The organism is Burkholderia multivorans ATCC BAA-247 (genome assembly GCF_000959525.1).
Taxonomy (GTDB): domain Bacteria; phylum Pseudomonadota; class Gammaproteobacteria; order Burkholderiales; family Burkholderiaceae; genus Burkholderia; species Burkholderia multivorans.
Map to the genome: position 1 here is coordinate 498,570 of NZ_CP009832.1, position 15,452 is coordinate 514,021.

The following is a 15,452-nucleotide window of genomic DNA, read 5'->3' on the forward strand; positions in this document are numbered from 1 at the left end:
CTGAATGGATTAGAGGTTTATATGGATCGGATCGAACTTGAATTGTACTTGAACAATACCCTCGAAACCGCGCGCTTCAAGGACTATTGCCCGAACGGGCTGCAGGTCGAGGGGCGCCGCAAGATCGAGAAGATCGCGACCGGCGTGACGGCTTCGGTCGCGTTTCTCGAGGCGGCGCTCGAGTGGGGCGCCGATGCGGTCCTCGTCCATCACGGCTATTTCTGGCGCAACGAGGCGCCGCAGATCACCGGCCGCAAGTACCAGCGCCTGAAGCTGCTGCTGGCGAACGACCTGAACCTGTTCGCGTTCCATCTGCCGCTCGACGCGCATCCGGAGTTCGGCAACAACGCGCAGCTCGGTGCGAAGCTCGGCCTGATCGGCGAGTCGCATTTCGGCGACGGCGATCTCGGCTGGATGGCCACGCTGCCGATGCCCGTCACGCTCGAGCACTTCGTCGCGAAGGTCGAGAACACGCTCGGCCGCGCACCGCTCGTGCTCGGCGATCGCGACATGCAGCTGCGCCGCATCGCGTGGTGCACCGGCGCGGCGCAGAGCTATTTCGACGCGGCGATCGAGGCCGGCGCCGACGTGTACCTGACCGGCGAGGTATCCGAATTCGTCACGCATACGGTCGCGGAGAGCGGCGTCGCCTACGTTGCCGCAGGGCACCATGCGACGGAACGCTACGGAATCCAGGCACTTGGTGCGCATTTGTCGGAGCAATTCGACCTCGAACACCTGTTCATCGATATTCACAATCCGGTCTGACGGCCGGAATTGCGGCGGCGCATCGAAAAGCGTCTATGAAGCGCTCGCTTAAAACGCCTGTGAGTTAACTGCTCCTATAGTGGGGGAAAACCCTTGACTATCAATCACTTCGAGGGGATTTTTGCCGTCGGGCCTTGTAAATGGCGACTCCATTCGCGCAAACTAGCGGCGGAATGGAAAGTCGTGACGGTAAATCCAACTCAGAAGTGGGGCGTGTGATGCGAGACAAGGAAGAGAAACGCGTCGACAGCGGCCGCCGTACCTGGCTGATTGCGACATCCGTAGCAGGTGGCGTAGGAGGCGTTGCCACCGTCATACCTTTCGCGGCGTCGCTGGCGCCGTCCGCGAAAGCCAAAGCGGCCGGGGCGCCGGTCGAGGTCGATATCAGCGGCCTGAAGCCCGGCGAAATGATCACCGTGCCGTGGCGCGGCAAGCCCGTGTGGGTCCTCAATCGTACCGACGCGATGCTGGCCGACGTGGTCAAGGCCGACAAGGAAGTCGCCGACCCCAACACGAAATCCCCGTATTCGATGCCGTTGCCCGCGTACTGCGCGAACGAATATCGCTCGCGGGCCGATCGCAAGAACATTCTCGTCGTGATGGCCGTGTGCACGCACCTCGGCTGCACGCCGAGCCAGCGCTTCACGCCGGGTCCGCAGCCGAACCTGCCGGACGACTGGCCGGGCGGTTTCCTCTGCCCGTGCCACGGTTCGACGTACGACCTTGCCGGCCGCGTGTTCAAGAACAAGCCGGCGCCTCAGAATCTCGACATCCCGCCCTATATGTTCACGTCGGCGACGACCCTCGTGATCGGCAAGGACGAGAAAGGAGAAGCGTGATGGCCGACAACAAGGAAGTCTCCACGACAGGTCTCACCGGCTGGATCGACCAGCGCTTCCCGCTGACGACCACCTGGAAGAAGCACGTTTCCGAGTACTACGCGCCGAAGAACTTCAACTTCTGGTACTTCTTCGGCTCGCTCGCGCTGCTGGTGCTCGTCAACCAGATCGTCACCGGCATCTTCCTGACGATGAACTACAAGCCCGACTCGATGCTCGCGTTCGCATCGGTCGAGTACATCATGCGCGAGGTGCCGTGGGGCTGGCTGATCCGCTATATGCACTCGACGGGCGCGTCGATGTTCTTCGTCGTCGTGTATCTGCACATGTTCCGCGGGCTGATGTACGGCTCGTACCGCAAGCCGCGCGAGCTCGTCTGGATCTTCGGCTGCGCGATCTTTCTCTGCCTGATGGCCGAGGCATTCTTCGGCTACCTGCTGCCGTGGGGCCAGATGTCGTTCTGGGGCGCGCAGGTGATCGTGAACCTGTTCTCGGCGATCCCGTTCGTCGGCCCCGACCTGTCGCTGTGGATTCGCGGCGACTACGTCGTGTCGGACGTCACGCTGAACCGCTTCTTCGCGTTCCACGTGATCGCGATTCCGCTCGTGCTGGTCGGGCTCGTCGTCGCGCACCTCGTCGCGCTGCACGAGGTCGGATCGAACAACCCCGACGGCATCGAGATCAAGGCGAAGAAGGACGCGAACGGCATTCCGCTCGACGGCATCCCATTCCATCCGTACTACTCGGTGCACGACTTCTTCGGCGTCTGCGTGTTCCTGATGGTGTTCGCGCTGATCGTGTTCTTCGCGCCGGAAATGGGCGGCTACTTCCTCGAGTCGAACAACTTCGTGCCGGCGAACCCGCTGCAGACGCCGCCCGAAATCGCGCCGGTCTGGTATTTCACCGCGTTCTACGCGATGCTGCGCGCGACCACCGACCCGTTCAAGATCGTGCTAATGATCGTGATCGCGCTGCTCGGCGTGCTTGCGCTGATCCGCGCGCGCGGCAAGTGGAAGATCGGTCTGCCCGTGCTGGCCGCCGCGATCGTCGTGTTCATGTATCTGACGGAGTCGAAGTTCTGGGGCGTCGTCGTGATGGGTTCGGCGGTGATCACGCTGTTCTTCCTGCCGTGGCTCGACCGCAGTCCGGTGAAGTCGATCCGCTACCGGCCGCTGTTCCACAAGGTGTTCCTCGGGATATTCGTCGCCGCCTTCTTGACCCTCGCGTTCCTCGGCACACGGCCGCCGTCGCCGGCCGCGACGCTGATTGCGCAGGGCTGCGCGCTGATCTATTTCGCGTTCTTCCTCGGCATGCCGGTCTGGACGCCGCTTGGCACGTTCAAGCAGCCGCCGGAACGGGTGCGCTTCAAGCCCCATTAACGTGAGCGAGGAGAGAACGACATGAAGAAACTGCTTTCGACGCTCGCGCTGATCGGCGCGACCGCGTGTGCGCTGCTGGGCGCGCCCGCCGCGTCGGCGGAGGGCAATTTTCCGCTCGACCGGGCGCCCGATAACACGGAAAATCTCGTTTCGCTTCAGCACGGCGCGCAATTGTTTGTAAACTATTGCCTGAACTGCCATAGCGCGAACCTGATGCGCTACAACCGTCTGACGGATCTGGGCATATCCCAGAAGGAGATCGAAAAGAATCTCCTGTTCACGACCGACAAGGTCGGCAACACGATGACCGTCGCGATGCGGCCCGAAGACGCGAAGAACTGGCTCGGCACCACGCCGCCCGACCTGTCGGTCGAGGAGCGCGCGCGCGGCCGCGACTGGCTGTATACGTATCTGCGGAGTTTCTACCGCGACGATACGCGGCCGACCGGCTGGAACAACGCGGTGTTCGAGAACGTCGGCATGCCCCATGTGCTCTGGCAGTTGCAGGGGCAGCGCGCCGCGAAATTCGAGGAAAAGACGGACGAGGAGACGGGCGAGAAGGTGCGTACGCTCGTCGGCTTTCAGCAGGTCACGCCGGGCACGCTGTCGCCGCCCGATTATGATGCTGCCGTTGCCGACCTGGTGGCGTACATGACGTGGATGGCCGAGCCGGCTCAGCAGACCCGCAAGCGCCTCGGCGTATGGGTGCTGATCTTTCTCGGTGTCCTGACTTTCCTGGCCTGGCGGCTCAATGCCGCGTACTGGAAAGATATCAAGTAATCACGCCTGACCGGCGTGGGGCCGGCGCAACGCGAAACTCGCGCAACGGGTTTCGCCGCGCGCCGGCCCTCGGCTTTTTTGAGGAAACGCAAATATGATGGTTCTGTATTCCGGCACAACTTGCCCGTTCTCCCAGCGTTGCCGGCTGGTGCTGTTCGAGAAGGGCATGGACTTCGAGATTCGCGACGTCGACCTGTTCAACAAGCCGGAAGACATTTCGGTGATGAACCCGTACGGCCAGGTGCCGATTCTCGTCGAGCGCGACCTGATCCTGTACGAATCGAACATCATCAACGAGTACATCGACGAGCGCTTCCCGCATCCGCAACTGATGCCGGCCGACCCGGTGCAGCGCGCGCGTGCGCGTCTGTTCCTGCTTAACTTCGAGAAGGAACTGTTCGTCCACGTCAGCACGCTCGAGAACGAGAAGGGCAAGGCGGCGGAGAAGAACCACGAGAAGGCGCGCCTCGCGATCCGCGATCGCCTGACGCAGCTCGCGCCGATCTTCGTGAAGAACAAGTACATGCTCGGCGAGGAATTCTCGATGCTCGACGTCGCGATCGCGCCGCTGCTGTGGCGTCTGGATCACTACGGGATCGAGCTGTCGAAGAATGCTGCGCCGCTGATGAAGTATGCCGAGCGGATCTTCAGCCGTCCGGCGTACATCGAAGCACTGACGCCGTCCGAAAAGGTCATGCGTCGCTGATGATGCAATGAAGGCATGACGGGGCGGGCAGTGCGGGATGCCGCCTTGCCCGCCCCGGGTTCGAGGATTGTGATGCAAGAGATTTCAACGAAGCCTTATCTGCTGCGCGCGCTGTACGAGTGGTGCACCGATAACGGTTACACGCCGCATATCGCGGTGAGAGTCGACAATTCGACACGCGTGCCGCGTCAGTTCGTGCGTGACGGCGAGATCGTGCTCAATATCAGTTTCGAGGCGACGAGCCAGCTGCAGATGGGCAACGAGTGGGTCGAGTTCACTGCGCGGTTCTCCGGAAAGGCGCACAAGATCGAGATTCCCGTGGCGAACGTGCTCGCGATCTATGCGCGCGAGAACGGGCAGGGGATGGCGTTTCAGGTCGATGCGGTGGCCGGTGAGGGCGAGGACTCCGGTGCGTTCGACGACGATGCCGAGCACGCGGACGATGCGCAGCGCGGCGAGTCGTCGGCCGGGCTGACGCCGGTCGGCGATGCAGGTGCCAACGAGGAGCCGTCGGAGGGCGCGGACGAGCCGCCGAAGAGCGACGGCGACGGGTCGAAAGGCAGCAGCAGGCCTCGCCTCAAGATCGTGAAATGAGGTAGAATCTCGCGCTTACGCCGGCTTAGCTCATCTGGTAGAGCAGTTGATTTGTAATCATCAGGTGGCGGGTTCGAGTCCTGCAGCCGGCACCAGTAAAATCAAGGGGTTACGCGATGTTTGCGTAACCCCTTCGCATTTCCGATAAGCCGCTCGCGTTTCCAAACGATGAGACCGTGCTCGCAGACGGCTCGTCCAAGTTGACGGGCGCGCACGAATCGCCATCGCGCGGAGGTCAAGCTGTCGGCCGGGCCGACGCGTGCCACAACGGCAAATCCGATAAAACCGACCCTGCCGTTTTCCCGTATCCCCGGGCTTGAGGTTTTCGGCTCCGTTGCCGCGATCCCCGTCGTGTTCCGGCACTACGGCGCCAACCCGATGCATATCATCGGCCGCAATCAGATGGACGGCGAAACCGGCCGCGCACATACCGCCTCGTTGCTCCCCCGTTTTCATGTCACGGTCGCGTCACGATGCGGCCATAAGGTTGCTCCTTCCTGGCGCGGCCTCGCGTGCAATTCGGGTGCCAATGTATTGTTTCCCGGGCTTTTTTGCCAGACAGAAAGGCTCCCGCGACATCCGTACATGCGTACCTGAATCCGCGGCGATACGTTCGCGCGTCAGGACGTGCGCAACCCTCGAGCGACGACGTGCCCGCGTCGCCTAAGGGCGTCCGGGATCTCGCTCCCTGCAACGCGTACCGTTTCGTGCATGGCACCGTTCATTCAAAGACACGATCGACGCCGATTCATCCTGAATGAATCGCGAACGATCAGGAGACAACCGTCATGTTGAGTCCGCATGAATTTTCGATGCTGCTTCGCGTCGCCCGCGCGCCGGACAGCGTCGATCGATCCAACCCGGCTTTCACCGTTCTCGTCGAAAAGCGTCTGGTTGACGATACGCAAGCGCGCATGAGCGCGGTAGCGGCGCGCCCCGCATTGACGCCGATCGGCCAGATGCTGCTCGCGCGCTTCGACGAGGCGGCTTGACGGAGACGAAACGGAGGAGACCGGAACAGAAGAGCCCGGTACAGAACCGCAGAAACGCGTCACGCCGCCGCACCGGCGAACGGCGTGACGCAACGAAACCGCGGCGAACCGCTTACTGGGCGACCGGCACCGTCACATCGCTGCCGAACCAGTGCATCGAGATCTTCTTCAGCATGCCATCCTTGCGCAGCGACTCCAGCGCATCGTTGATCGCCTTCTCGAACTTCGGATTGCCCTTGCGGAACGGGATCGCCATCTCCTGCTTGCCGCCGTTCAGCACCGCACCGGCACGCAGCGGCAGATTCGACGTCTTGATCATGTACGGCAGCATCAGCCGATCGTCGAGCGTCGCCTCGATCCGGCCCGCGGCCAGGTCGCGCAGCTTTTCCGGCGCGCCCGGATACGTCTGCACCTCGATGCCGGGCACGCTGCGCGCCATCTGATCGTAGTTCGTGCCGAGCGTCACGCCGAGCTTCTTGCCCTTGAAATCCTCGAGCGACTTGAAGTCGCGCTTGTCGTCCTTGCGCTGGATCAGCTGTGCAGCCGAATACGTGTACGGCTCGCTGAAGTCGAGTGCTTCCTTGCGCTGCGGCGTAATCGTCACCTGGTTCACGATCACGTCGAACTTGCCGGCCTGCAGGCCCGCGATGATGCCGCTCCATTCGGTCGGGATGAACTGCGTCTTCACGCCGAGCTTGCCGGCCACCGCATTGGCGACGTCGACGTCGAAGCCCTCGAGCTGCCCCGACGTGCCGCGCGAGTTGAACGGCGGATACGTGCCTTCGAGGCCGACGCGCAGCACGCCGGCCTTCTTCACGGAGTCGAGCAGGTCTTCGGCGTGGGCGGCGACAGCCGTAAAGCCGAGGGCCGACGCAAGCAGCAGGCCCGACAGCAGGAACTTCGTACGTTTCATCGCGGATCTCCAGTAGTTCAGTGTGTGGTTGGGCGAGCCCGGGCAGCGGTCGCGGCCGGAATACGGCACGTCGACACTACTCGCAACTGGGCCGCGCCGAAAGTCGAATTGGCCCTGATTGCAATCGATTTCAACGGCAAAAAGCAACGGCGACGGATCCGCGCGGTGGCACGCAAAACGATTTTTGGCGCGTTCGAATTACCGCTCTTTTAAATCAGGTCAGTTTTACGAGAAACGCCGAGATTTGTCTGTAAAATCGCGCGAGCGAAGTCGAATGCTCGCGCCGCCGAGGGTGCGTCAAAAGAAGAAAAGGCCGTAGCCATGAACATGCAGAACACAATTGCCGCATTGCGCGGCGGGTTGCTTCAGCGGGACCGGCTGTTGAAGCTCGATACGCCGCTGGGAGCCAATGTCCTCACCGTACAGCGCGCGGTCGGGCGTTCGCGCATTGGGCGCGCGTACGAATTCGCGCTCGACGTGCTGTCGACCGACAGCGATCTGGAACTCAAAAAACTGATCGCGCAGCCGATCACGCTCTGGCTCCAGCAGGCCGATCGCAGCTACCGGCCGATCAACGGCTACGTGCATACCGCGCGCCGACTCGGCGCCGACGGTGGGCTGACAACCTATCAGCTCACGTTCGCCGATTTCACCCATTTTCTGAAGTTTCGCCGCGATCAGCGCATCTGGAACGACGCGGCAGTCGATCAGATCATCTCCGACGTCCTGAACTGCCATCCGCAAGCGCAGGGCCACTTCCGCTTCGCGCTATCCAAGCCGCTGCCGAACCGCTCGTACACGCGCCAGCACGATACCGACTGGCATTTCATCCATCGGTTGCTGGAGGACGAGGGGCTCTATTGCACGTGGCAGCAGGCCGACGACGGCAAGTCGCATACGCTCGTGATCACCGACAACCTGCAGGCGTTTGCGCCGCTGTCGCCGGAGACCGTGCGTTTCTATCGCGGCGGGGCGGCGAGCGAAGCCGACGCGTTCACGCAATGGTCGGGCACGCGCACGCTGCAGAGCGTGACGCGCACGACGCGCACGTTCGACTACAAGAATCCGTCGCAGCCGTCGAACCCGAAGGGCACGTCGCTGCCGACGATGGCCGGTCAGGGCGAATTGCCCGACCAGCTCGAAGTCTACGAATACACCGGCGCGTACACGTATCTCGACCAGACACGCGGCGACCATCTGACGAAGATCCGGATGGAGGAGTGGGAATCGCAGGCCAAGCGCTTTCATGGCGCGGGCGGCGTGCGTGCTATCGATGCGGGCCGGCGCTTTACGTTGGCGGACCATCCCGAACACGATCGCGATCCGGCGGACCAGCGCGAGTTCGCGACGATCGAAGTCGCATGGTGGATCGAGAACAACCTGCCCGTGTCCGAGAGCGATTCGAATTTTCCGCACAGCCTTGCGTCGTCGCTCGCACAGGTACGCGCTCGATACGGGGACATGCGAGAACTTCAGGTGCCGCATCCCGACGGTTCGCTCGGCTTCTATCTCGTCGAAGTCGAGGCGCAGCGCACGAGCGTGCCGTATCGCAGCCCGTTCGAGCACGCGAAGCCGAAGATGCACCTCGAGACGGCGATCGTCGTTGGTCCGCAGGGCGAGGAGGTCTATACCGACGAGCTGAACCGGATTCGCGTGCAGTTCGTATGGGATCGCCTCAATCCGGGCAACGAGAACGCATCGTGCTGGGTGCGTGTGGTGCAGTCGGACACCGGCGGCGGCTACGGCGGCGTGCACGTGCCACGAATCGGCGAGGAAGTGCTGATCGACTACGTCGGCGGCGACTGCGACCGGCCGCTTGCGGTCGGGCGCGTGTACAACGGCGCGAACAAGCCGCAGTGGCATAGCGACGGCATTCTGTCCGGATATCGATCGAAGGAATACGCGGGCGGCGGCTACAACCAGCTCGTGATGGACGACGCCACCGGGCAGAACCGCGTGCAACTGATGAGCAGCAGCGCGAACAGCCTGCTGCATCTGGGCTACATCATCGATCAGAACGGCAATGCGCGCGGCTCGTATCTCGGCAGCGGGTTCGATCTGCGCTCGGATGCGTACGGTGCGGTGCGCGCGAGTCAGGGGCTGTACGTGACCACGCATCCAAAGGCGGCGAACAGCCAGCCGCTCGACGTGAAGGAAGCGCAGCAGCAGCTCGTGACCGGCGAGAGCCTGATCGAAGCGATGTCGGGCGTGAGCGAACAGCATCAGGCGGAAAGCCTGAAGGAAGCGCACGACACGATGCGCGCATTCGCGGACGCGACGCAAAGCAGCGTGTCGGGCAGTGCGTCGGGCGGGCGTACTGCGGGCGGTGGAACGGGCAGCGCGAACGCATTCAAGGAACCGGTGATGCTGTTCGGCAGCCCCTCGGGGATCGCGATGTCGACGCAGCAGTCGGTGCACATGGTCGCGAACGATCACGTGAACGTCGCGAGCGGGCAGAGCGTGCACGTGGCCGCAGGCAAGTCGCTGATCGCGAGCATCGGACAGAAGCTGAGCCTGTTCGTGCAGAACGCGGGGATGAAGCTGTTCGCGGGCAAGGGCAAGGTGGAGATCCAGGCGCAGTCGGACAACGTCGAAGTGACTGCGCAGAAGGCGGTAAAGGTTGTGTCCGCAACCGACAGGATCGAGATCGCGGCCGATCAGGGGATTCTGCTGACGAGCGGCGGCGGCTATATCCGTATTCAAGGCGGGAACATCGAGATTCATACGCCGGGTGCGGTCGATGTGAAGGGCGCGTCGCATACGTTCGCGGGGCCGGCGAGCATGGGCTATCCGTTGCCGAGCCCGAGGCCCGATCAGCCGGGGCAATTGGAACTGTTTCACAAGTATGCGAACGGCGAGGCGGTGAAGGGCGGCTTGTTCACGGTGAAGGACGTGAACGGCGCGGTGCTGAAGAAGGGGGCGCTCGACAACAGCGGCTATACGGTTGTGAGCGGACTGCCGCCCGGCGCAGTGCGTGTCGAATTCGGAAAGGATCCGCGCGAGTCGGATCAGCCGGCGAACTACTTCAAGGAAGCGAAGTGGCCGGCCGAGCCTGTCACGCCGTCGCCGGACGGTGCGCAGGCCGCGGCAGCCGGTCAGCTCGCCAGCCAGTTGAAGGGAATGGCGCCCGCGGCTGCGACGGCTGCGGCGGGGCTGGCGAGTGGAGGCGACGCCGGTGCTGCGTTGGGCGGACTGGCGAGCTCCGCGTTGCCGGCTGCGGCGGCTGCGCTGGGCGGCGCGGGTGCGGTGTCCGCGTTGCAGACCGCTTCAAGCTTGGGCAGCGCCGCGAAGCAGGTGGCGGGGATGGTGCAGGCCGCGCGTCAAGGCGGCCTCGCGGCCTTGGCTGCGCCAGCCGCGAATGCTGCATCCGGGGCGCTGCAGGGCGCTTTGCCCGGTGTGGCGGGGATCGCCGGCAAGGGCGCTACGGCGATGGCATCGGCTGGCGGCGCCGCCGGCATGAAGTTGCCGACCAGCGGCTTCGGCGGCCCGCTTAAATCCTGAGAGGGCGGCGTATCGGCCGTCGAGAACAACAAATCGCGATTTGAACGAAAAACGACATGGCACAGCAACTTCCACCGGGCGCCGAGAAAGAACAGGCCGTTACCTGGCTTAGCGATGTTTCGCCAAAGGACGTCGCCGCAGTCGGCAACCGCTTCGACGCGTGGTTGCGCCGGATCAGCGGCAACCACATTACGTTCGAGGACGTGAAGACTTTTGCCGGCGCGGTGCCGATCGTCGGCAACATCATGGCGATGGTCGACGCGCTTGGCGATATTGCCGAGATCGTCGAGAAACGCGGCGGCCAGGTGCTCGATTACATGAGCCTCGCGATCAATCTTCTCGGCATCATTCCGATTCCGCCAACGCTTGCGCCGTTCCGGATGTCGGCGCGTCCGCTACTCGCGCTCGTTCGTCACGAATTACTGGCAACGCGCAACAATCTCGGTGCAGCGATCATCTCCGTGCTGGTCACGCACATCAACGCGACATGCGCGACCGAAATCGAGGATTTTCTCAACAAGCTGAAGGCCGGACTCACCGAGCTGCTCGACGGTTGCGCGTCGAAGTGCGAAGAGATCATGATCGCGCTGGCGAACGGCATGGACAAGGCGCTGCACGGGCAGCTCTTCGACGCCGGCGGCAATCTGAGACGTCAGCAGCAGCTCGCGAAGAAGATCGCCGACGATCGGCCGTGGTACAGCCCAAGCCGCGTCGGTGACGGCATCCAGTTCGCATACGAGGGCACCAAGGCACTTGGCAAGAAGGTAGCGAACAAGACGGCGGGCACGATGGCGAAGCTCGCGCCGGACGCGTGGCTGGAGCCGTTTCGCGGCACGGTGACCTTCCTGCGGACCGAGGCGCCGAAGGTCGCAACGTCGATCCGTTCGCTCGCCGGGAGCGAAGAAGGCAAGATGATGTGGCTCGTGTTGCAGTTGATCGAGGCCGTTGGGCGTGTGAAGGCGCGCGCGAAGCTCCATGAACAGAGTGCGGACGTCAAGGCCGCCGGAAAGAGTCAGGCGAAGAAGACGCGCGGCCAGGAGGGGCTGGAGAAAACCGACGCGCAGGCACCGGCCGAAGGGCAGGGAAAGAGCAAATGCAAGGCTTGCGGCATCGGCGGGTCACCGGCTTCCATCGATTTCGCGTTCGGCGATGAGACGTTCTCGCACGTGGATTTCGATCTGCCGGGCGCGTTGCCGCTCGTATGGGAGCGTACCTATCGCTCGCGGCTGTCTGCATATGACAGCGGCGAGCTGGGTGCACGCTGGATCACGCCTTATACGACGCGCATCGACGTCAAGAACGACCGGTGGATCTACCGCGATGCAGAGGGGCGCAGCATCGACTACCCGGCACTCGCGGCCGGAGCGGTGCACGACGATCTGTCGGAGAACCTGACGCTGTCGCGGCTCGACGATACGTGGGCGACGATCGCATACGGCCATGACGTTCTGCATGTATACGAACGCCGAGGCGATGCGTTCCGGCTCGCGATGCAGAAAGATCGCGCCGGGAACACCGTCACGTTGGACTACGATGCGCTTGATCGCCTCGCGCGCCTGATCGACGCGAGCGGCAATGTGCTTGCGCTCGAGCATGACCGGCATGGCCGGATCGTACAGATCGAGCAGGTGCTCAAGGACGGTGAGCGCCGTACGTTGGCGAGCTATGAATACGATGCGAACGGTGATCTCGTCCGTGCGGTCGACCGCCATGGCAATGCACGGACGTATCAATATCACCGGCATCTTGTGACGCGCTATACAGATCGAACGGGCCGCGGCATGTCGCTCGAATGGGATGGCGCGGATGCCGAAGACAACGCGGACGCGAAATGCATTCGTGAATATGCGGATGACGGCAGCCTGGACATTCGGCTCGCATGGAATCCGAACATCCGCCTCACATACGTGACCGATGCGCTTGGTCGGATGACGCGGTACTACTTCAACATTCACGGCTATGTGTACCGGATCGTGTATCCGGATGGCAATCAGGAGTGGTTCCGTCGCGACGCGAATCACAATCTGGTGCTGCATATCCGGCAGGATGGCAGCATCGAGCGCAGGGAATACGACGCACGCGGCAATCTCGTTCGGCACGAACGCGCCGACGGCAGCATCATCGAGATGGCGTACGACGACAAGGACCAGATGATCCGGCTCGTCGATCCGAATGGGCACGTGTGGCAGCGCAAGTACGACGATGCGGGCAATCTCGTCGAGGAGATCGATCCGCTCGAGCACGCGACGAAGTATGCGTACAACGATAAGGGGTTGCCGACGCAGATCACCGATGCGAAGGGCGGGACCAAGACGCTCGAATACAACGACGCCGGGCAGCTCACGAGCTACACCGATTGCTCCGGAAAGAAGACGGAGTGGCAGTACGACGATATCGGACGCGTGGTGGAGGCCAAGGATGCGTCCGGCGGCGTGGTCGCTTATGGTTACGGACCTAACGGGCAGCTGTCGGAGATTCGTTCTCCCGCCGGCGTCGAGCACGTGCAGTACGACGCCGAAGGCAGATTGCTGCGGCATACCGATCAACTGAACCGTTCGACGCGATACAGCTACGACGCGGCGGGCCGCATTGCGAGCCGCGCAGACGCACTCGGGCAGACGATTGCGTATCGCTACGATCGTCTCGGCCGGCTCACTGCACTGACCGATGCGAACTTCGCAACGTATCAGTTCCACTACGATCCGGCGGGACGGCTGATCGAAGAGATCGGCTTCGACGGCAAGTCGACGCGTTATCAATACGACAAGGACAGCGGTAGTCTCGTTGCCGTCGACGAAGCCGGCTGCGTGACGTCGGTTGACCTCGACGTGAACGGGCGGCTGCTGAAGCGTGCTTCTGGCGAAAGCGAGGAGCGGTTTGCGTACGATCGGAGTGGCCGCCTGATCGACGCGGTGAACCGCTACAGTCGCGTGCAGTTCTTCTTCGACCCGGTCGGGAACCTCGTCCGAGAGCATCACGCCTACAATGTGTTCGGCGAGCGACGCAGCTACGTGTGGCATCACGAATACGACGAACTCGGCAATCGACGGCGCACCGTGCGACCTGACGGCCACGCGATCGACTGGCTGATGTACGGCTCCGGGCACGTGCACGGGATGCTGCTGGATGGCGACGAGCGCGTGCAATTCGAGCGCGACGATCTGCATCGAGAGACGGTGCGGATGCTGTCGAGCAAGGTCGGGCAACGCACGCACTACGATCCGGCCGGACGCGTGCTGCAACAGACGATACAACGGTCCACGTCGCCGGCGCCGCTGGTCGAGCGACGGTATCGCTATGACGCGGCCGGTCAGTTGTCGCGGATCGAGGACAGCCGCAAGGGCGGCATCGACTATCGGTACGATCCGGTCGGACGGCTGATCGAGGCGATCAGCCCGGTCGCGAAGGAGCGGTTCGCGTTCGATCCGGCGAGCAATATCGTCGATCCGGCGCGATCGAGCGACACGCCTGCGTCGCGGCCGAGCCCGGTGCGGCCGGAAAGCACGTTGCCGGCAGAGGTACCGAAAGTGCTCGGCAACCTGCTGAAGGCGTATGCGGGGATGCGCTTCGAGTACGACGCGCGGGGCAATCTCGTGCGCAAGCATACGCCGGCGGGCGAGCAGGAATACGAGTGGGATGCGTTCAACCGTCTGCTGTCGGCGCGCGTTGCGGAGACGTCGCGGCAGAGCGAGGCGCGGTACTTTTACGACGCGTTCGGCCGCCGGATCGCGAAGGAGGTGAACGGCGAGCGGACGGTGTTCGGATGGGATGGCGACACGCTCGCGTACGAAAGCGATGGAGAGCGCGGCACGCACTATATCTACGAGCCGGGGACGTTCGTGCCGCTCGCGCAGTATGTGGCCGAGCCGGTTCTCGGAATCGAGACGCCGGAGTGGAAGAGCAGCGATCGGTACGTGCCGGAGGACGATCCGCTGCAGAAGGTGCCGCAGCGGCGGGCTGACGCGAAGCTTTTCTATTACCACTGCGACCAGATCGGCACGCCGCAGTTGCTGACGGACGAGGATGGGGATGTTGTCTGGGAAGCGTCGTACAAGGCGTGGGGCGAAGCGCGGGGGGTGATCGCGCGGGCGTCGAAGGCGGCGGGGATCGTGGCGAGGAATTCGTTGCGGTTTCAGGGGCAGCAGGAGGATGAGGAGACGGGGCTGCATTACAACCGGCACCGGTATTATGATTCCAGCATTGGGCGTTTCACATCGCAAGACCCGGTCGGCGTGGCCGGTGGAATCAACCTGTTCCGGCATACGGCGAATCCGACTCAATGGATCGACCCCCTTGGACTCACACCATGTGCTGGTAAGGCAGTGATTCGACACTACGATACGGGAAGCCGAACTGGGCACTATACGGTTGAAGTGCAGAGTCCGACTGCATCTGTCCATACTCATCAAGTAATCACGGGCGATACGACTACAACAGTTGTAAACGAGAGGCGCGAAAGGTTAATGGTGGGCGACCCCATCCTTCATACCACGGAAGTACCCCTTCCGAATGCCAATGCTGCGATTGCCTATCAGCAGGCCCAAATCGGACGGCAGTTAGGTCAATATGATGAGAGGTCAAATAGTTGCGTCGATCACGTTGCGAATGTCCTGCGGGCCGGTGGAGAAAACGTTCCCTCTGGGCCTTTGGGTCAATCACGGTATCTTACTCAACGTGGATTTAAAATGAAGGTCAGATAATATGGCTCACGCAAGATGTGAAAAACATGGCTCCCAACCTGCTGAATTGGTGACGAACAATGTTGTCGATCTGATCCGAAACGGTGTGGGATCCGACTTTAAGCGAGTGTTTCCGATGACGTTGGTTTATCAGGAGCTGGAATATCCCGGCTATGGAACCGCGGAAGACCGGACTATTCTACAAAGCTTGGGGGGAGTTTGGGACTCCGAGGAAATATGCACGTTCGTGGACGAAGGTGCGATGGAGAAGGCAATAGGGCTATTTAGTGCGATTTGCGCG

10 protein-coding genes and 1 tRNA gene are annotated in these 15,452 nt (G+C 62.6%); 10 read left to right on the forward strand and 1 reads right to left on the reverse strand.

The annotated features are described in order from the left end of the window. Positions 1–21: 21 nt before the first annotated feature. The 8 genes from NP80_RS14810 (at position 22) to NP80_RS14845 (ending at position 6,058) form a co-directional block, all read left to right on the forward strand. The gene (locus NP80_RS14810; RefSeq protein ID WP_006406975.1) at positions 22–768 is read left to right on the forward strand and encodes a Nif3-like dinuclear metal center hexameric protein; all 747 of its coding nucleotides are present in this window, start codon (positions 22–24) and stop codon (positions 766–768) included. A gap of 218 nt (positions 769–986) precedes the next feature. Next, positions 987–1,607 (forward strand): ubiquinol-cytochrome c reductase iron-sulfur subunit, encoded by a 621-nt coding sequence (gene petA, locus NP80_RS14815; RefSeq protein ID WP_006400568.1) that lies wholly within the window; start codon positions 987–989, stop codon positions 1,605–1,607. Beyond that, positions 1,604–2,986 (forward strand): cytochrome b, encoded by a 1,383-nt coding sequence (locus NP80_RS14820; protein WP_088930118.1) that lies wholly within the window; start codon positions 1,604–1,606, stop codon positions 2,984–2,986. The genes petA and NP80_RS14820 overlap by 4 nt, the downstream gene beginning before the upstream one ends. Before the next feature lie 21 nt (positions 2,987–3,007). Continuing rightward, positions 3,008–3,766: a cytochrome c1 gene (locus NP80_RS14825; protein WP_006400566.1), complete on the forward strand. Its 759-nt coding sequence runs from the start codon at positions 3,008–3,010 to the stop codon at positions 3,764–3,766. A 94-nt stretch (positions 3,767–3,860) separates the two neighbouring features. Next, a complete protein-coding gene (locus NP80_RS14830; RefSeq protein ID WP_006400565.1) occupies positions 3,861–4,472 on the forward strand; it encodes a glutathione S-transferase N-terminal domain-containing protein in 612 nt (203 codons plus the stop codon). 72 nt (positions 4,473–4,544) lie between these two features. Beyond that, positions 4,545–5,066 carry a ClpXP protease specificity-enhancing factor gene (locus NP80_RS14835; protein WP_006406974.1) on the forward strand — a complete coding sequence of 174 codons (522 nt, stop codon included), beginning with the start codon at positions 4,545–4,547 and terminating at the stop codon, positions 5,064–5,066. 19 nt (positions 5,067–5,085) lie between these two features. After that, positions 5,086–5,161: transfer RNA gene (locus NP80_RS14840), tRNA-Thr, on the forward strand. 693 nt (positions 5,162–5,854) lie between these two features. Next, a complete protein-coding gene (locus NP80_RS14845; RefSeq protein ID WP_006400562.1) occupies positions 5,855–6,058 on the forward strand; it encodes a hypothetical protein in 204 nt (67 codons plus the stop codon). Positions 6,059–6,170: 112 nt separating this feature from the next. On the opposite strand, the gene NP80_RS14850 is transcribed toward NP80_RS14845, so the two are convergent. Continuing rightward, positions 6,171–6,971: a transporter substrate-binding domain-containing protein gene (locus tag NP80_RS14850; RefSeq protein WP_035947651.1), complete on the reverse strand. Its 801-nt coding sequence runs from the start codon at positions 6,969–6,971 to the stop codon at positions 6,171–6,173. A gap of 321 nt (positions 6,972–7,292) precedes the next feature. On the opposite strand from NP80_RS14850, the gene NP80_RS14855 reads away from it, so the two are divergent. Together NP80_RS14855 and NP80_RS14860 are read left to right on the forward strand one after the other, a co-directional pair. Next, positions 7,293–10,472 carry a type VI secretion system Vgr family protein gene (locus tag NP80_RS14855; protein WP_006411144.1) on the forward strand — a complete coding sequence of 1,060 codons (3,180 nt, stop codon included), beginning with the start codon at positions 7,293–7,295 and terminating at the stop codon, positions 10,470–10,472. Positions 10,473–10,528: 56 nt separating this feature from the next. Continuing rightward, on the forward strand, positions 10,529–15,172 hold the full coding sequence (locus NP80_RS14860) for an RHS repeat-associated core domain-containing protein (protein WP_006411145.1): 4,644 nt from the start codon (positions 10,529–10,531) through the stop codon (positions 15,170–15,172). Positions 15,173–15,452 lie beyond the last annotated feature (280 nt).